15 protein-coding genes are annotated in these 18,983 nt (G+C 39.9%); 10 read left to right on the forward strand and 5 right to left on the reverse strand.

Annotated elements, in window-relative coordinates; all coding sequences use genetic code 11:
• Positions 1 to 258: 258 nt before the first annotated feature.
• Together F8B77_RS01675 and pta are read left to right on the forward strand one after the other, a co-directional pair.
• Entirely contained in the window at positions 259 to 1,455 is a 1,197-nt protein-coding gene (locus tag F8B77_RS01675; RefSeq protein ID WP_151653136.1) for an acetate kinase, read from the forward strand.
• A gap of 101 nt (positions 1,456 to 1,556) precedes the next feature.
• On the forward strand, positions 1,557 to 3,722 hold the full coding sequence (pta, locus tag F8B77_RS01680) for a phosphate acetyltransferase (protein WP_060990454.1): 2,166 nt from the start codon (positions 1,557 to 1,559) through the stop codon (positions 3,720 to 3,722).
• A gap of 218 nt (positions 3,723 to 3,940) precedes the next feature.
• Here pta and metE read toward each other — a convergent pair whose 3' ends face one another.
• Positions 3,941 to 6,274: a 5-methyltetrahydropteroyltriglutamate--homocysteine S-methyltransferase gene (metE, locus tag F8B77_RS01685; protein WP_151653138.1), complete on the reverse strand. Its 2,334-nt coding sequence runs from the start codon at positions 6,272 to 6,274 to the stop codon at positions 3,941 to 3,943.
• Between the two features lie 220 nt (positions 6,275 to 6,494).
• Here metE and F8B77_RS01690 point away from each other — a divergent pair, with 220 nt between their 5' ends.
• The gene (locus F8B77_RS01690) at positions 6,495 to 7,406 is read left to right on the forward strand and encodes a LysR substrate-binding domain-containing protein (RefSeq protein ID WP_151653140.1); all 912 of its coding nucleotides are present in this window, start codon (positions 6,495 to 6,497) and stop codon (positions 7,404 to 7,406) included.
• A 35-nt stretch (positions 7,407 to 7,441) separates the two neighbouring features.
• On the opposite strand, the gene F8B77_RS01695 is transcribed toward F8B77_RS01690, so the two are convergent.
• Together F8B77_RS01695 and F8B77_RS01700 are read right to left on the reverse strand one after the other, a co-directional pair.
• Positions 7,442 to 7,636, reverse strand: coding sequence for a DUF4250 domain-containing protein (locus tag F8B77_RS01695; protein WP_130045519.1), 195 nt, complete (start codon positions 7,634 to 7,636; stop codon positions 7,442 to 7,444).
• A 67-nt stretch (positions 7,637 to 7,703) separates the two neighbouring features.
• Complete coding sequence (locus F8B77_RS01700) at positions 7,704 to 8,411, reverse strand: hypothetical protein (RefSeq protein WP_151653142.1); 708 nt, start codon at positions 8,409 to 8,411, stop codon at positions 7,704 to 7,706.
• A gap of 340 nt (positions 8,412 to 8,751) precedes the next feature.
• Here F8B77_RS01700 and dcuC point away from each other — a divergent pair, with 340 nt between their 5' ends.
• Both dcuC and F8B77_RS01710 read left to right on the forward strand, forming a co-directional pair.
• Entirely contained in the window at positions 8,752 to 10,119 is a 1,368-nt protein-coding gene (dcuC, locus tag F8B77_RS01705) for an anaerobic C4-dicarboxylate transporter DcuC (protein ID WP_151653144.1), read from the forward strand.
• Between the two features lie 377 nt (positions 10,120 to 10,496).
• The gene (locus F8B77_RS01710; protein WP_151653146.1) at positions 10,497 to 12,833 is read left to right on the forward strand and encodes a YgiQ family radical SAM protein; all 2,337 of its coding nucleotides are present in this window, start codon (positions 10,497 to 10,499) and stop codon (positions 12,831 to 12,833) included.
• A 116-nt stretch (positions 12,834 to 12,949) separates the two neighbouring features.
• Here F8B77_RS01710 and tyrS read toward each other — a convergent pair whose 3' ends face one another.
• The gene (gene tyrS, locus F8B77_RS01715; protein WP_151653148.1) at positions 12,950 to 14,230 is read right to left on the reverse strand and encodes a tyrosine--tRNA ligase; all 1,281 of its coding nucleotides are present in this window, start codon (positions 14,228 to 14,230) and stop codon (positions 12,950 to 12,952) included.
• Between the two features lie 357 nt (positions 14,231 to 14,587).
• Here tyrS and F8B77_RS01720 point away from each other — a divergent pair, with 357 nt between their 5' ends.
• Positions 14,588 to 15,358 carry a nucleotidyltransferase family protein gene (locus F8B77_RS01720; RefSeq protein WP_151653150.1) on the forward strand — a complete coding sequence of 257 codons (771 nt, stop codon included), beginning with the start codon at positions 14,588 to 14,590 and terminating at the stop codon, positions 15,356 to 15,358.
• Between the two features lie 82 nt (positions 15,359 to 15,440).
• On the opposite strand, the gene cydH is transcribed toward F8B77_RS01720, so the two are convergent.
• Positions 15,441 to 15,530: a cytochrome bd-I oxidase subunit CydH gene (cydH, locus tag F8B77_RS01725; protein WP_130045525.1), complete on the reverse strand. Its 90-nt coding sequence runs from the start codon at positions 15,528 to 15,530 to the stop codon at positions 15,441 to 15,443.
• Positions 15,531 to 15,725: 195 nt separating this feature from the next.
• Here cydH and F8B77_RS01730 point away from each other — a divergent pair, with 195 nt between their 5' ends.
• The 4 genes from F8B77_RS01730 (at position 15,726) to F8B77_RS01745 (ending at position 18,946) form a co-directional block, all read left to right on the forward strand.
• A complete protein-coding gene (locus tag F8B77_RS01730) occupies positions 15,726 to 16,307 on the forward strand; it encodes a porin family protein (RefSeq protein ID WP_151653152.1) in 582 nt (193 codons plus the stop codon).
• 359 nt (positions 16,308 to 16,666) lie between these two features.
• Positions 16,667 to 18,133 (forward strand): sodium-dependent transporter, encoded by a 1,467-nt coding sequence (locus F8B77_RS01735; protein ID WP_151653154.1) that lies wholly within the window; start codon positions 16,667 to 16,669, stop codon positions 18,131 to 18,133.
• Between the two features lies 1 nt (position 18,134).
• Positions 18,135 to 18,230, forward strand: a complete 96-nt coding sequence (locus tag F8B77_RS01740; RefSeq protein WP_130045528.1) for a MetS family NSS transporter small subunit — start codon at positions 18,135 to 18,137, stop codon at positions 18,228 to 18,230.
• A gap of 89 nt (positions 18,231 to 18,319) precedes the next feature.
• On the forward strand, positions 18,320 to 18,946 hold the full coding sequence (locus tag F8B77_RS01745; RefSeq protein ID WP_151653156.1) for a glutathione S-transferase: 627 nt from the start codon (positions 18,320 to 18,322) through the stop codon (positions 18,944 to 18,946).
• The last annotated feature ends 37 nt before the right edge of the window (positions 18,947 to 18,983 follow it).

The raw sequence follows: 18,983 nt of genomic DNA on the forward strand, positions 1-18,983 counted from the left end.
TAGAATTAATATTATCTTAAAATATTTTTGTTATCTTAGCGCACAATCGTTATCCTATGCGCTGATTTATTTTTTTGCTGTAGTTCTACTATAAGCTAAAATAGGATAAATCGGCAAGGACTGCTGTAATGCTCTTTCTAAGGATAGCCAACTTTTTTATGCAAATGCGGTAATAATCTTCTGAATTAACTGTATTTGTCATTGTTGTGTCATTTACGACATAACTTTAATTACTGATGAATAAATAGGTATTTATACATGTCTAAGCTGGTTTTAGTTTTAAACTGCGGTAGTTCTTCTCTTAAATTTGCGGTTGTTGACGCAGAATCTGGTGCTGAGCACTTAACTGGTCTTGCTGAGTGTCTTGGTCTTCCTGAAGCTCGTATGAAGTGGAAACTTGATGGCAAGCATGAAGCTCAACTAGGTGAAGGTGCAGCACACGAAGAAGCACTAGCGTTTATGGTAGAAACTATCCTTGCTTCTAAGCCAGAGCTTAAAGCTAACCTAGGCGCTATCGGTCACCGTATCGTACACGGTGGTGAGCAATTCACTAAGTCAGCACTAATCACTGACGAAGTACTTAAGGGTATTCAAGACGCTGCAACTTTTGCACCGCTTCACAACCCAGCGCACCTAATTGGTATCGAAGCTGCGAAGCATAACTTCCCAGAACTTCAAAACGTTGCCGTATTTGACACTGCTTTCCACCAAACTATGCCTGCAGAGTCTTACCTATACGCTCTACCGTACAACCTATACACAGATCACGGTATCCGTCGTTACGGCATGCACGGTACTTCTCATCTGTTCATCACTCGTGAAGTAGCTGGTTTACTAAACAAGCCAGTTGAAGAAGTTAACATCATCAACTGTCACCTAGGTAACGGTGCATCTGTATGTGCAATCAAGAACGGTGAATCTGTAGATACTTCTATGGGTCTTACTCCTCTTGAAGGCCTAGTAATGGGTACTCGTTGTGGTGATATTGATCCTGCGATCGTTTTCCACCTACATGACGCACTAGGTTACTCTTTTGAGCAAATCAACAACATGCTAACTAAAGAGTCTGGTCTACAAGGCCTAACTCAAGTGACTTCTGACTGCCGTTTCGTTGAAGACAACTACGGTGAGAAAGAAGAAGCAACTCGTGCGATGGATGTATTCTGTCACCGTCTAGCTAAATACGTTGCAGGTTACACAGCAACTCTAGAAGGTCGTCTAGACGCAATCACTTTCACTGGCGGCATCGGTGAAAACTCTGCACCAATCCGTGAAATGGTTCTTAACCGTCTAGGTATCTTCGGTATCGAAGTTGATGGCGAAGCTAACCTTAAAGCCCGTTTCGGTGGTGAAGGTACTATCACTACAGCAAACAGCCGCATCCCTGCAATGGTTATCTCTACTAACGAAGAGCTAGTAATCGCAGAAGACACAGCTAAATTAACTGGTCTATAATATATCTCCTAAAAGGCTAGCCATTAGGTTAGCCTTTTTTCTTTCTATGGCTTTATTTTTTCAATAAGGTCTCTTGCCCCAATAGTGTAGAGGAATCTTCCATGTCTCGTACTATTATGCTTGTTCCAATCAGTGCTGGTGTTGGTCTAACTAGCGCAAGTTTGGGTGTTTTACGTTCGATGGAACGTAAAGGCGTAAGCGTTTCTTTTTACAAACCTATCTCTCAACCTCGTCACGGTGGTGATCAACCCGATCTAACTACTTCAATCGTGACTAGCAGCAGCGATATTAAAGCAGCAGAACCTACAACAGTTTCTCGTGCAGAAGAACTTCTACGTAACGATCAGACTGATGTTCTTTTAGAAGAAATCGTTGCTCGTTATAAGTCTATCAGTGAAGATACTGATGTGACGCTTATCGAAGGTCTTGTTCCTACTCGTAAGCACCCATTTGCTAACCAATTAAATGGTGAGATAGCAAAAACTCTGGGCGCTGAGATTGTGTTTGTAGCTACTCCTGGTACAGATAATCCTTCTCAACTTAAAGAGCGTATCGAAGTAGCATGTTCTAACTTCGGCGGCACTAAGAACAAACAAATCGCTGGCGTTATCATCAACAAACTAAATGCACCTGTTGATGAAGCGGGCCGTACTCGCCCTGACCTATCTGAAATCTTTGATGATGCAGATGCTACGACTAAGACTAATCTTGAAGTAATGCAAATCTTCAACTCTAGCCCTATTCGTGTTCTTGGTTGTGTGCCTTGGAAAATCGATCTAATCGCTACGCGTGCTATCGATATGGCTAAGCACCTTAATGCTGAAATCATTAACGAAGGTGAAATCGCGACTCGTCGTATTAAGAGCATCACTTTCTGTGCACGTTCTCTTCCGCACATGATTGAGCACTTCAAACCAGGTTCTCTTTTAGTAACTTCTGCTGACCGTCCTGACGTTATTGTTGCTGCATGTCTTGCTGCAATGAACGGCGTTGAAATCGGTGCTATCTTACTAACTGGCGGTTACGAGATCCCTAAATCAATCGCTGAACTTTGTAAGCCTGCACTAGATGCTGGTCTTCCAATCTTCACAGCGCAAGGTAACACTTGGCAGACTTCTCTAAATCTACAAAGCTTCAGCCTTGAAGTTCCTGCAGATGATAAAGAGCGTATTGAGTTTGTTAACGAACACGTTGCTAGCCACATTGATGGCCCTTGGATTGACTCTCTATCTGAAGGTACTGAAGGTATACGTCGTCTAAGCCCACCAGCATTCCGTTACCAGTTGACTGAATTTGCTCGTAAAGCGGCTAAGCGTATCGTTCTTCCTGAAGGTGATGAACCTCGTACAGTTAAAGCTGCGGCTATCTGTGCTGAGCGTGGTATCGCGACTTGTGTTCTTCTTGGTAACCCAGAAGAAATCCGTCGTGTTGCAGCGCAACAAGGTGTTGAACTTGGTGCTGGCGTTGAAATCATCGATTCTGAAGCTGTACGTGAAAACTACGTTGCTCGTTTAGTTGAGCTACGTGGCGCGAAAGGCATGACTGAAGTTGTGGCTCGTGAAAAACTACAAGATTCTGTATTCCTTGGTACTATGATGCTTGAAGCTGGTGAAGTCGACGGTCTTGTGTCTGGTGCGGTTCATACCACAGCAAACACTATCGTTCCTCCGTTCCAAATCATCAAAACAGCACCAGATGCTTCTATCGTATCTTCAATCTTCTTCATGCTTCTGCCTGATCAAGTTCTTGTATACGGTGACTGTGCGATCAACCCTGATCCAACAGCTGAGCAACTTGCTGAAATCGCTATCCAATCTGCTGACTCTGCAGCGGCATTTGGTATCGATCCTCGCGTTGCAATGATCTCTTACTCTACTGGTGAATCTGGTAAGGGTGCAGACGTTGATAAAGTACGTGAAGCAACAAAACTTGCTCAAGCAAAACGTCCTGATCTAATGATCGACGGTCCTCTACAGTACGATGCTGCAATCATGGAAAACGTAGCGGCTTCTAAAGCACCTAACTCTCCTGTTGCAGGTAAAGCGACTGTATTTGTATTCCCAGACCTAAACACGGGTAACACAACATACAAAGCGGTTCAACGTTCTGCTGACCTAGTATCTATTGGTCCAATGCTTCAAGGTATGCGCAAGCCAGTAAATGACTTGTCTCGTGGTGCTCTAGTAGACGACATCGTTTACACAGTAGCTCTAACGGCTATCCAAGCTTCTCAAGCTGAGCAAGCTGAAGAAAAAGTAATTAACTAATTTTATGCTCTAGTAATAGAGTTTAGTTAACGAAAATAGAAAGACACGCGATGAAAATTGCGTGTCTTTTTTGTCTCTGTTCAAGTCAGGGGGACTCTTATATCTTGCAAGCAGACAGGTTCACAGCTTTGCAGGCGAAAACCTAAATGAAGGTGTTTCGCTTTTAATCCGGTCTCACGTAAATGAACGTTATTGGCCAATAATATTCATTTATCTAGCTAAGCTGCATTAACTTGCCATTTCTTACGCAACGTTTTTGCCGCTTTCACCATATTCTCTAGCGCCGCTTCTGTTTCTTTCCAGTTACGTGTTTTCAAGCCACAATCTGGATTTACCCATAACCGCTCTACAGGCACTTTTGCTGCTGCAGTTTCAATTAAATCAACAATCCACTCTTCATTTGGAATATTTGGTGAGTGAATATCATACACACCCGGTCCAATTTCATTTGGATAGTTAAAATCTTCAAACGCTTTTAGCAGTTCCATATTTGAACGAGAGGTTTCAATAGTAATCACATCCGCATCTAATGCCGCTACTGATTCAATAATCTCATTGAACTCGCTGTAACACATGTGAGTATGAATTTGTGTTTCTGATTTCGCACTTGCTGCGGAGATCTTAAACGCTTCTACTGCCCACTCTAAATACGCTTTTTGATCGCTCTTTTTAATTGGTAACCCTTCACGAATCGCAGGTTCATCAATTTGAATAATATTAATGCCCGCTTGTTGAAGATCAGAAACTTCATCACGCAATACTAATGCTAACTGCTGTGCAATCTCTTTACGAGTAATGTCTTCACGAGGGAACGTCCAACCAAGAATAGTAACTGGCCCGGTCAGCATCCCTTTCATTTGTTTAGTCGTTAACGATTGAGCATATTGCGTCCAATCAACCGTGATTGGTGCTTCACGTTCAATATCTGCCACCACGATTGCTGGTTTGACACAACGAGATCCATAACTTTGCACCCAGCCAAATCGCGTTGCTTGAAAACCATTTAAGTTTTCCGCAAAATATTCAACCATGTCATTACGCTCAGCCTCACCATGCACGAGCACATCCAAATCTAAACGTTCTTGACGCTCAACTGCGTCGGCTATATGCCCTTTCATTGCCGTAACATAATCTTGCTTGTTCAACTTGCCAGTACGGTAGGCACTGCGCTGTTGACGAATATCAGAGGTTTGTGGAAATGATCCAATTGTCGTGGTTGGTAGTAATGGCAAACCTAATTTTTCAGCTTGGTGCTGTGCACGGATTGCATATGCTTCTGCTCGCTCTGCTAATGCAGGAATGATAGCGGCTAAGCGTTGCTGTACCGCAGGCTTATTAATGTGTTCTGCACTCTCACGTTCACGCAGTGGCTGACTGTATTGATGACACGCTAAGATTGCATTTTGGTTACCATCTAAAGCATCACCTAACAAAGTCACCTCTTTTAGTTTTTGTTTTGCAAAGGCAAACCATTGAGTCGTTTCTTGTGATAATTCTGTTTCTTGTTCTAAATCTACTGGGCTATGCAGTAATGAACATGAGCTTGCAATCCACAATTTATCACCCAATTTAGCTTTCACAGGTTGCAATCTTTCATGCAAACGCTCTAAATCTGCACGCCATACATTACGGCCATTAATTGCACCTACGGATAATACCCACTCTTTTGGTAATGCACTCACTATTGCATCTAACTGGTGTGGATCGGCAGAAATATCAATATGTAAACCATCTACCGCGAGTTTTGTGATTTTATCTAAATGATGTTCGACGCCATCAAAATACGTTGTTAAGAGTAATTTCACATCACTTTGGATTACTTGATAAGCCAATTTGAATGAATTTGCCCATGCTTTTGGTAGCTCTAGTGCCAGAATTGGCTCATCAATTTGAACCCATTTAACACCAAGCGCAGATAACTTGGAGAAAATAGCTTGATAAGCCGTCAATAAACGAGGCAAAAGAGACAAACGGTCGAACCCTTGTTCTACCTCTTCGTCATTTACTTCTTTACCTAACCAAAGGTAGCTAAGCGGCCCTAGTAACACCGGCTTAACGTTATGGCCTTGCTTTTGTGCTTCAGCAATTTCATCAAAAAGTTGTGACCAACTGACATTAAATTTATCGTTTTTAGAAAATTCTGGCACGATGTAATGGTAATTAGTATTGAACCACTTAGTCATGTCTGATGCCGCTTCACCACAACCACAGCTGTTTTGAGATTGACCACGACCCACTTTAAATAAGGTATCTAAGTCAGGAAAACCAGTATTGTGCCGAGCTGGCACGTGGCCTAAAAGCAAGCTTGTGGTTAATACATGATCATACCAAGCAAAATCACCCGCAGTAACAAAATCTAGCCCTGATGTGGATTGGTCTTGCCAATGGCGCTGACGTAGCTCACTGCCCACGGCCAGTAATTCTTTTTGTCCTATCTCGCCACGCCAATATTTTTCCTGAGCAAACTTTAACTCTCGTTGAGCACCGACTCGTGGATAACCTAAAATATGAGTGACTGTTTTTCCTACTGTATTGTTTAATTTTGTTGTCATTTGCCTAATTCCCTTAGCCGTTTGGATGGCTAAACAATGACCTTTTTCATCACAGTCTACAACGTCGAATACTTCATTTTGACTATGAATTAATTTCAACTAATCCCTACTTGATTTAAATGCACTAATTTTATTTAGCCGTCTAGATGTTTACTTTATGGCCTTTTCACTTTACTGTGAGGGTTGTTGGACTTACTCAAACGGATCTTGAGGAACAGTAATGATTGAATTAAAACACTTAAAAACCTTAACTACATTACGTGACACTGGCTCATTAACCGCAACAGCTAATGCGCTCCATTTAACCCAGTCAGCCCTTTCTCACCAACTGAAAGATTTTGAAGCACGCCTTGGTAATCATGTTTTTTTACGTAAAACCCGCCCGGTAAAATTCACCTCAGAAGGTGAGATCTTATTAAAGTTAGCAGATGATATTTTGCCGAAAATGGCCAGAGCTGAATATGACATTGCGAGTTTAAAAGAAGACTTACAGGGACGATTACACATGGCCATTGAATGTCATTCTTGCTTTCAATGGCTAATGCCTGCCATTAAAGAATATCAAGTAGGTTGGCCAGAAGTAGAGTTGGATTTTTCATCGGGTTTTGGATTTGAGCCTTTACCTGCTTTGGTTAATGGCGATTTAGATCTCGTTATTACCTCTGATATCCAACCTCGTGGAGAGGTTCATTATGAGCCGTTGTTTGATTTCGAAATGCGCCTAGTAATGGCAACTAACCACCCGCTTGCCAATAAAGAATATGTAGAACCTGAAGACTTACTCGATCAAACCATGCTGACTTACCCTGTACAAAAACAGCGCTTAGATGTAGTAAAACATTTCCTATCGCCAAACCATGTAGAACCAGCAAAATGGAAACAAGCAGAGAACACACTCATGTTAATACAAATGGTGTCTGCAGGCTTAGGGGTTGCAGCATTACCTAATTGGGCTATCAGTGAGTTTTCAAGGCAAGGCTTAATTGAGAGCAAACCGTTAGGGAAAGGTTTATGGCGAAGATTGTTCGCTGCCGTTAGAGACAGCGAACATGATAAAAAATATTTACAAGCATTTTTCTCTACTGCGAAACAGCAGAGCTATAGTCATTTAGATGGAATTAAAATGACTTAAACGAAGTGTGTATTCTATTGCGTGTGTTAAAAAACCTATTTATTTTTAAATTGATTCGTTAATGGGTCATATTGATAACCCAAGCCACTGAGCTTGTCTTGAACTCCTTGTGTATCAAGCTCATACATACTAGATAATTCTTCTAGGCTGTGACATTCCAATCGCAATTTTTCATTAATTATGCCGAGTAGAATTCCACTTTCTAGTCCGTGAGCATTACTTAAATCCAATCTTCACCCTCCATATTGCTTAAGAGACACACTTAGAGTAGACCAGTTTTAAGAATAAATGCGTGGACTACATCACAAAAAACAACTGAAATTGATAATAACCAGAAATAGCCATAATTACGATTGCTAGTGCTAGATTTTGCCACTTCACTGCTTGCTGTTTGTATAAGTGAAAGCTCCAAAAACCAATACTTACTAACATCAAACTTAACGCAATACCGAGCTTAATAGCCATTCGATCCAAAAATATCTCATGAACACTTAACGTTTGACATAACAAAATAACCGACATGACTATCCCACTCACTATTCCACTGATTGGTAATAGTTTATGAAATGCCTGTAAACGAGTTCTCGCTAGAGTTAATAGAAGGTGCGCTAATAATGATCCAAATAAGAATGGGCCAGTAACCGCAAAAAATAGCTGGGTAAATGAACCTGAACCCAAAGCTAAATTAACAAAACTTGCTGCAGCAAAACCATTAGCAAGCGCCATAACTATTAAGGGGCCTTTATCACGCGTTTTACCCGTTTTAACACTTAAGTAAAAACCAGCAATGGCGATGGCAGGAACAAAATTAATCGCAAAAATTGAGGCGTAACTCATGCCTACACCGGCAATAACACACCAGCCTAGAATCAACACTGGCAACCATTTATGTATACGACCTCGTTGACCTGGGCAAATATCCCCTTTATGCAAAATGATCGTTAATAATATTTGCGCCCCTAAAAGAGCTGGAATAAGAATATATTGTAAGGTTTGAAAGAACATAATTATGGCCGGATTTTAGAATGCTAAATAGTAGAATGACGATAGTATAAACGCTATTTTTGCTTCGTCTAGTGGCGCTCGAAAAACAATCCACTTCTATTAAGATCTCAAATTTAAGCTATCTACTTTTCAAGTTTTTATCCTTTCAAGGCAACAAGGACAACAGTTGCGCATCATCTTATTAACAGAATTGTTTTTTATTTGTTTTAGATCATGAAGGTACTAAGTAGCAGATGTGCTACAGGTGAAAATTAGGTAAGTTTCTATTACGAAATGTGTAAGAGAATGTAGATAAGTTACACTATTTTTATATTTTGAAATCTTAATAGAGGGAAATTCCATGTTGGAGTTAATGATTGGTTTAGTAATTACCGTTTTGGTCGGTTACTTTATCGTAAAAGGATATAAAGCCGCTGGCGTACTACTCACTGCAGGTTTGGCACTACTGATTATTGCTGGCTTATTAGGCCATACCGTTTTACCTGCAAAAGTTACCGCGACAGGTAACTTACTAACTGATGCGTTAGAGTACGTGAAATATATGCTGCAATATCGTGGGGGCGGTCTAGGCATGCAGATCATGCTACTTTGTGGTTTTGCTTCTTACATGACTCACATTGGCGCAAACAATGTGGTTGTAAAACAGTTTTCTAAACCATTAGCATTTATTAAATCACCTTATGTTTTGTTGGTTGCCGCTTATATCGTGGCGTGTCTAATGTCTCTTGCGGTAAGTTCAGCAACGGGTCTTGGTGTGCTATTAATGGCAACACTATTCCCAATGATGACAGCAATGGGGATTTCTCGTCCAGCAGCAGTAGCCGTTTGTGCATCTCCAGCTGCAATCATTCTTTCTCCTACTTCTGGTGACGTTATTGTTGCAGCAGAAAAATCTGGCCTTCCTCTACATACATTCGCGGTTGAGACGGTATTACCTGTTTCAATCTGTGCAATAATTGTAATGGCAGCAGCGGCTTTCTTCTGGAATAAATACCTAGATAAGAAAGAAAATACGCCAATGGAAAAAGTAGATATTTCTGCAATGGAAGTAAACGCTCCTTCTTACTATGCGATTTTACCTTTCTTGCCAATCGTTGGTGTCTTTGTCTTCAATGGTGAAACTATCCCAGGTTTATCTTTAGATATTTATACTATCGTTGTGGGTTCAATTTTCATTGGTGCAGTCATTAACTTTGTCACTAATAAACTAGATGGCAGAGCAACGCTAGAAGATCTAGAGTCTTGTTATGCTGGTATGGCTGATGCCTTTAAAGGTGTGGTAATGCTATTAGTGGCGGCAGGTGTATTTGCACAAGGCCTAATGTCTGTTGGTGCGATTGATAACTTACTTCACCTTGCTGACTCTGCTGGTGCGGGTGGTGTTGCACTAATGCTTCTTCTTACTGGTCTAACAGTAGCAGCGGCTATTGCAACAGGTTCTGGTAACGCACCTTTCTATGCATTCGTAGAACTTGCACCACAATTGGCAGGTAAAATGGGTCTTAGCCCTGCGTTCCTTATCATCCCAATGCTTCAAGCCTCTAACCTTGGTCGCACAATCTCTCCAGTATCTGGTGTTATTGTGGCGACATCTGGTATGGCGAAAATCAGCCCATTTGAAGTTGTGAAACGTACTTCTGTCCCTGTTATTTGTGGTTTGATCACTGTAATTGTAGGAACCATGGTACTTGTTCCAATGTATGCATAACTAAGTTAGATAGATAACGATTCTTAAATGCCAGTGGTTAATACTACTGGCGTTTTTTTGATTTTATTCTGTGATTTTTTAGCCAATAGGCACTTTCCTTACAAAAAATTCACCTCATGCTCACGTAAATTTTATTAATTGAAGATACATTTGTCTTATTCAATACTTTCGCCGATACGATCACATTTCCCATGATTAAAGATACGGCTATCATTTTTACCCTCTCTTTTTTAGCCATTTCTGTTACCTATTTATGCCGTTTATACATCTAGTTCTATCCTGCTATTAGACGCCCCTACTTATATTGAGGGCTTTCTTTTCTGGTTAAATCATTCGCAAATCGGTATAATTCTGCCTCCAAATTCTGAGGTGAACTAATGCACAACGTAACTCCAATAAACGAATACCCGAAATTCTGGGCAGAATGCTATGGAACAGCCCCTTTCTTTCCTACTTCTCGTAAGGAAATGGACCAACTTGGTTGGGATAGCTGCGACATTATCATTGTAACTGGGGATGCGTACGTGGATCACCCAAGTTTTGGTATGGCGATCATCGGACGTTTGCTAGAAGCACAAGGCTTTCGCGTTGGTATCATTGCTCAGCCAAAATGGGACAACAAAGACGAGTTCATGGCTCTTGGTCAACCAAATTTATTCTTTGGTATCACTGCTGGTAACATGGATTCAATGATCAACCGTTATACCTCAGATAAAAAACTTCGTCATGATGATGCTTATACTCCAAACAATGAAGGAGGTAAGCGTCCTGACCGTGCTGTATTGGTATATTCTCAACGTTGTCGTGAAGCGTTTAAAGATACGCCTATTGTTTTAGGTGGCATTGAAGCAAGTCTACGCCGTTTAGCACATTACGATTACTGGTCTGATAAAGTTCGTCGCTCTGTATTGTTTGATGCCAAAGGTGACATACTTCTGTTTGGTAATGCTGAACGTGCTTTAGTCGAAGTGGCTCACCGTCTTGCTAATGGCGAAGATATAAAAACCATGACTGACATTCGTGGTACTGCGGTAAATCTACCCGCAGAACCTGAAGGCTTTAAAATCATTGACTCTTCTCGTATTGAAAAGCCAGGTAAAGCTGCTTTTGTTCCAATCAATCCATACGCAACAGAAGAGCAATGTGAAACTAACAAAGCTGAAGTAAAAGAAGAGCAGCCACAAGTTATTACAGTAACAGCCTCTCGCCATGATTCAAAAACAACAGCAATTCGTATTCCACCGTATGAAAAACTAAACGGTGACCGTATTCTTTATGCTCATGCTAGTCGTATTATGCATTTAGAAACCAATCCATACTCTGGTCGTGCATTAATCCAGCGTCATGGTGATCGTGAATTATGGGTAAACCAAGCACCAATCCCTCTAACAACCGAAGAGATGGATTTTGTGTTTGACTTGCCTTATGCACGTGTTCCACACCCTATGTATGGCAAAGCAAAGATCCCTGCGTATGACATGATTAAAACCTCAGTCAACATTATGCGTGGCTGTTTTGGTGGTTGTTCATTCTGTAGTATTACAGAACACGAAGGTCGTATTATTCAGAACCGCTCTAAAGAATCTATTATTAATGAATTAGAAGAAATTAGAGATAAAGTTCCAGGATTTACCGGCACAATTTCAGATCTTGGTGGCCCAACCGCTAACATGTATCGTTTAGGTTGTTCTATTCCTAAAGCAGAAGCAACCTGTCGTCGCCCTTCATGTGTTTTCCCTAAGATCTGTGACAAGTTAAATACTGATCACGTACATACAATTGATTTGTACCGTGAAGCACGTAAAGTCAAAGGCATTAATAAAGTATTAATTGCTTCTGGTGTTCGTTACGACTTAGCCATTGAATCTCCAGAATACGTGCGTGAGTTAGTCACCCATCACGTTGGCGGTTATTTGAAGATTGCACCAGAGCATACCGAAAAAGGCCCATTAGATTTAATGATGAAGCCAGGTATGGGTACGTACGATCGATTTAAGTCTATGTTTGAAAAATACAGCCAAGAAGCCGGTAAGAAGCAATATCTTATCCCTTATTTTATCTCTGCTCATCCGGGTACAGAAGATGAAGATATGCTGAACCTAGCGATGTGGCTGAAGAAAAACAACCTAGAGTGTGATCAGGTTCAGAATTTCTACCCATCACCAATGTGTAATGCAACGTCAATGTATTACTCAGAAACAAACCCACTGAAACGCGTGAAATATAAAAAACGTGAAGATGTAACAGTGGCAAAAGGTGAACGTCAACGCCGATTACATAAAGGCTTATTACGTTATCACGATCCTAAAAACTGGAAAATGATCCGTGAAGCACTAACAGAGATGGGTAAAAAGCACCTTATTGGTGACAAGCCACACTGTTTAGTGCCTGAAGACGATATTGATACACAAACACCTGCTGAACGTCGTCAAACAGGACGTCACGGTGCGAAACGTTTTGCAACTAAGCATACTCAAGCACAGTTTGATGGTGATCCACGTAATAGTAATAGTCGCGGTGGTCAAAATAAGAATAACCGTAACGGTAAGCCTAGCTCTCAAGGTCAAAACCGCAATGGCAACGGTGGAAAACCTAGTGGAAATACAGGTTCAGATAAGCCAGCATCAAGCGGACAAAAAAATGGCGTTCGTAATGGTTATTCAAACAATAAACCAAATAGTACAGGGCCTAAACGCAAGCCTAAACACCGTTAATTAAATAGAAAAATTAACAAACATAAAAAAAGCGAACCAATGCGGTTCGCTTTTTATTGTCTGAATATAAAGCAATGAATTAGAGTTATCTACTCCAGTCCATTACTAATTTATTCTTATTTCCAAACGTATAAATTAAACAGTTTTTTACCACGCTTAATTACGCTGTATTTACCGAATAATGCGTCTTCTTTCTTAAGAACAGCTTCAGAATCAGCAACTTTTTCGCCGTTTACTGAAACCGCACCATTACCAATAAATTCACGCGCCATCTTATTTGATTTTGCTAGTTCAGATTGAGTCAGCACTTCAACGATAGTTTGCTCAGAAGCGTCAAGCTCAGTCGTTGGCAGACCATCTTGCGCTAGTTGTGCTAAATCAGTTTCAGTTAGTGATGCCAGATCACCTGAGAACAATGCGTCAGTAATACGGATAGAAGAAGCTAAGCCTTCCTCGCCGTGAACCAAACGAGTTACTTCTTTAGCAAGGACGCCTTGACCTGCAGGACGACCTTGAACACTCTTATCACTTTCTTCAATTGCAGCTATTTCATCTACAGATAGGAAAGTGAAGAAACGTAGGAAGTTATATACGTCAGCATCCGCAGTGCCTAACCAGAATTGGTAGAAAGCATATGGTGATGTTTTGCTTGGGTCTAACCAAATTGTACCTGACTCAGTTTTACCAAATTTGGTACCATCTGATTTTGTTACTAGAGGAAGTGTTAAACCAAATACTTTGTTGCGGTTCATGCGACGAGTTAGATCGATACCACCAGTGATGTTACCCCACTGATCAGAACCACCTATTTGAAGCGTACATCCTTTTGCTTTGTTTAGCGCAGCAAAGTCATACGACTGAAGCAGCATGTAGCTGAACTCAGTAAATGAGATACCAGAACCTTCACGCTCAATACGTTGCTTCACAGATTCTTTTTGAATCATTGCATTTACGCTGAAGTGTTTACCTACATCACGCATGAACTCGATTACATTGATTTCACCAATCCAATCTAGATTGTTCACGACTTCTGCGCCATTTTTCTCTTCTGTAAACTCAACAAAAGCAGAAACTTGAGTGCGGATTTTATTAACCCAATCACCCACTACATCAGATGTGTTCAATTGACGCTCAGCCGCCTTAAAGCTTGGATCACCAATTAGACCCGTTGCACCCCCAACAAGCGCTAATGGCTTATGACCCGCTTGCTGAAAACGCTTAAGAACTAATAAAGGTACTAGGCTACCAATATGTAAACTGTCTGCTGTCGGATCGAAACCACAATAAAGAGTACGACAGTCAGTAGAAAGGTGCTCAGCTAATTCTTCGTCTGCTGTACACTGTGCAATAAGCCCACGAGCTTTTAAATCCTGCAATAGTTCATTTGTTGCTGTCATAGATAACCTACTTGTACTCTAAATTTAGGTATAAAAAAGAAGACTCGATTTTACACATTTAGCCGCTAAATAACAGACTTTGTGAGTAAAAAGGCACTTCAATTTCACTTACCATTTTATCTGGAATTAAATTCATACTCTGTCAATAAAATAACCCTTTAAAAAGAACATATGATTTTATTTATTGTGTTAATTTTTCGACAATATATGCAAATATGTGATGCTTGGCTCAAACCTAAACAAAGGCCATTTTCTAAAGCTTGAATCTGCTAACTGTGCCCATATTTCCTTAGTTAGGTGTTGCTAAGATACGCTTTACTTAGTTGCTATTTCTTTCTGTCTTGCTAAGGAAAAAGAATGAAAAAGTTTGCCCGTGCTGCAGTCCTGATGGTATTAGTATTTGGACGACCTCAAGCACAAGCTTCCTCATTAATTGAGTTTATTGAGCCTGATTATCAAGAAGCAAACCAATCAGAGATCGATCATCAACATGTCCTTCACAGCCTAAATGGTCTACTTTCGATTCAAAATTGGAACTATTTCTCACATCAGCCTTACGATGATTTTGATATTTTAAATTCAAAAGCACATCAAGCTCAAAGAGAGCTAGAAAATCTGTGTAAAGAAACCGCTTTGATCTCTAATTCTCAGCCCCAATTTGCTGGAGTGAAGAGCGCAGAACGTGCCTTATTAAAAATTGAACAAGAGTTAAATGGTCAAGTTAACCAGTTAACTGACATGGTAAGAGGGACCATCGTTGCCGATTCAATACCTGATTTGGTGACGGCTTATGAATCAATAAATAGAGAAACAACCGTACTGAGTGTCACTAACCGTTTTGCACAGCCAGCAAAGTCAGGCTACCGAGACATAAAATTGCTCGTTGAATTACCAAAAACAAAACTGGTCGCAGAAATACAGCTGCATTTAAAAGACATTGCGATAGTAAAAAATGGTGCAGAGCATAAATTGTATGAAGAAATTCAAAACATTGAACGTTTAGCACTTCTGGAAAAGCGAGAATTCACTCAGTTTGAAGATGCTCGAGTGACTAAATTGAGAACTTTATCTCAATCACTATATACAAATGCATGGCAAACCTACTTACCACTTCAAGCACTCGCGTAATGTTTCACCATTAACATTCCAGAAACTAAAAAAGAGCAACCACTGTGTATTGGTTGCTCTTTTTATTTAATAGCGTTTATTTTTATGCCATTAAAACCAAGCTTCCGAAAAAAGCTAGGCCAGAAAATACGGCTATAGTTGTAATGAGTGCAAATTTGAAATCACTATCCATAACGACTCCTTGTTATTGTACAGTAACAAAAAATTAACACTAGTTTGAGGTATCTTCAAGGAATCAAAGAAAATTGACTGCCAAGTTGGTATTAGCATCACAATGCCAGCATAATAATTCAAACTTAGGGATAAGATCAGTCGCTATGCGACTAAATACAAATTATCAAAATTAGAACCTATTTTAGGAGGAAAAATGAAACGGACGTCATTACTGGGGCTGCTGGCCATACTGCCTTTACCAATATTTGCTCAGGTATATCTTACGCCCTCTATTGGGTTTTCTTCTGGCGGTGAAGTGACCAACAGTGCTGGAGATTCTTATAAGATCAATGGAGATAACGTTTTATCTTTTGCTATAGAAACGGATTTTGAAACAGGTCGTATTGGACTATTTTATAGTACTCAAAGCAGTGAGGTAAAATCACTGGGCAATAAAACACGATTTGATTATTTACATTTCCAAAGCGCTTTAGATTACTCCCTTATCCCTAAACTAAGTTCATTTTTAGGATTAAGCCTTGGCGCAACTTATACCGATGTAAGCTGGAGTGATGAAAATTTACGCTTCTCTGTCGGTGCTTTTACTGGGTTGCGATATCACTTTACTGACAATGTTGCATTACAGTTAGAAGCCCGTTGGTTAGGCACTTCTGTTGGCAGCAGTTTTGACAGCGCCTGCGTCTCTGGTTCAACACAAAGTAGATGTGTTATTCGTTATGAAAGCAGTTGGATGAATCAAGTTCAAGGGAATCTTGGCTTACGATTCAGTTTTTAACTTACTCATGTCACCCCTTGTTTTATAAATTCCAATTAATGCGGTTACTTTCCCATCAACTGGAATTTATTTACAAAAATACAATCATTTACTTAACCTTTATTTAACAAATATACACTCTAAACATCCCACCTAAAACAAACCTATTCGCTAAAAAAAATCATAATTACAGCATAATTGGCTAGATAAATCACATTAAGCTACCTTTCTGTCATGTTGCCTTAACATGTATTAATAGGTAATCTGCCTGTAATGCTTAGCTAATACCTCTAGTTTGAGCAAATTGATTTCAAATTTAATAGAGAATGATACTAAGTTAGCTTCATTTCTCAGGGAAAAATTTTTACAAGGAGTATTTGATGAAACGCGAACAATGGGGTTCTCGTGCAGGATTTATTCTTGCTGCAGTAGGATCTGCTATCGGTCTAGGTAATATTTGGCGTTTTCCATACATGGCGTATGAGAATGGTGGCGGTGCTTTCTTTATACCTTATTTATTTGCCATGTTAACTGCCGGTATTCCATTTATGATCATGGAATTTGGTATGGGTCATAAATTCAGAGGCTCGGCACCGCGAACTTTTGCAAAAATAAATCAAAAATACGAATGGCTTGGTTGGTTTCAAGTATTAATAGCCGCTGTTATCGCAGTTTATTACGTTGCCGTTATTGGCTGGGCAATCTCTTATTTAAGTATGTCTTTTTCTCAAAGCTGGGGCCAAGATACAAATGCCTACTTCTTTAGTGAATATTTAAAGCTAGGCGATAACTCACCAACAAAACTGGGTGGTATTCAATGGCATATTGCAATTCCTATGATTATTGCATGGGGCATAACTTTTGCTGCTATTTTTGGTGGCGTAAAAAGTGGTATCGAGCGTGCTAGTAAGGTTATGATGCCATTACTATTTATTATGGTTATTGCGCTTATCTGCCGTATGATTTTCTTACCCGGCGCATTAGATGGTCTTAATTACCTGTTCCAACCAGATTTCAGTAAAATAACAGATCCAAAAGTATGGTCAGCCGCTTATGGTCAAATCTTCTTTACGTTAAGTGTCGGTTTCGCAATCATGCTGGCTTATTCAAGTTACCTACCTGAAAAGTCTGACGTAAATAACAATGCTTTTATGACTGTATTGATTAACTGTGGTTTCTCTATTATCGCTGGTATTCTTATTTTCTCTATCCTAGGAAATATGGCGCATGAACAAAGCAAACCATTGACTGAGGTCGTTAGTGCTGGTGTTGGTCTTGCATTTGTTACTATTCCAGCAGCCATCAATTTATTACCTGCTCCTTATATTCTTGGTCCCCTGTTCTTCTTTGCTTTAGTTGTTGCTGGACTAAGTTCTCATATCTCAATTATTGAAGCCGTTACTTCTGCATTTATCGACAAACTAAAATGGTCTCGTAAAAAAGCCGCTTCTGTTGTTTGTGGTACAGGGCTGGTTGTTTCTATGGCATTTGCTACTAATGGTGGACTATTACTACTTGATTTAGTTGATTATTTCATTAATAACATTGCTCTACTAGCAAGTTGCTTAATTGAATTATTTATCATGGGTTGGTTGGTAAAACTTGCAGACATACGTTCGCATGTCAACAAAATCTCTGAGTTTACCGTTGGTAAATGGTTTGAGATCTGCTTACGCTTTATAAGCCCAGCATTTCTAGTGGTTATCTTAGGGACTAATATTGTTAATACATTAACCGACGGATACGGTGGTTACACTCAATCAGACTTACTATTACTTGGCTGGGGATTAATTGCTGCAATGTTGGTCGTTGGTATCGTTATTAATAAATCAAGCAAGGAGGCTTAATATGACAACTGGTGCAATCATTATGATGGTTATTGGTTTAGGGATCACATGGGGAGGCGCGGCCTTCTGTATCCGTAAAGCGATGAACAGTAACTAGAACTTATCCTATAACAATACAATACTTAAAGCAGATCTTCGGATCTGTTTTTTTCGCCGTTTCATTTTAAATTAATTTAGAAGGTAAAAATGACCATTCTCTATTCATTTCGACGTTGCCCTTACGCGATGCGAGCTCGACTTGGTATCGCCCTTTCCAATAAATCAGTTCAACTTCGTGAAATTATATTGAAACATAAACCCGAAGAGATGCTGTTCGCTTCCCCCAAAGGTACTGTGCCTGTTTTAATTAAAAAAGATGGTACTGTAATCGATCAAAGCATAGATATCATGAAGTGGGCTTTAGAGGATTCAAAATTACTATTATCAACCACAGCTTCCATGTATTTATTAATAAAAGAAAACGACCATGTATTTAAAGGATGGTTGGATAAATACAAATATGCAGATCGTTACCCTGAGAACACAGAACTCTATTATCGTGAACAAGGGGAGCTATTTTTAGAAAGACTGGAGCAACAACTCTCTACTTCAAGAATGCTATTTAGTGATGTATATAGCTTAGCTGATTTAGCTATTCTTCCTTTTATTCGACAATTTGCGTTCGTTAATATTGAATGGTTTAACCAAAGTAAATATCAACACGTACAGCACTGGCTTACGACTTTCATTGATTCTGAGCTGTTTCTCTCCATTATGAAAAAATACCCCACTTGGCTAGACTCAAATCAAGAAGTCTCATTCCCTGAACGATAATACCTTTGCTTATCTTCGATTTTCTTCAAGCTAGAAG

This window comes from Aliivibrio finisterrensis (assembly GCF_008933155.1).
GTDB lineage: Bacteria > Pseudomonadota > Gammaproteobacteria > Enterobacterales > Vibrionaceae > Aliivibrio > Aliivibrio finisterrensis.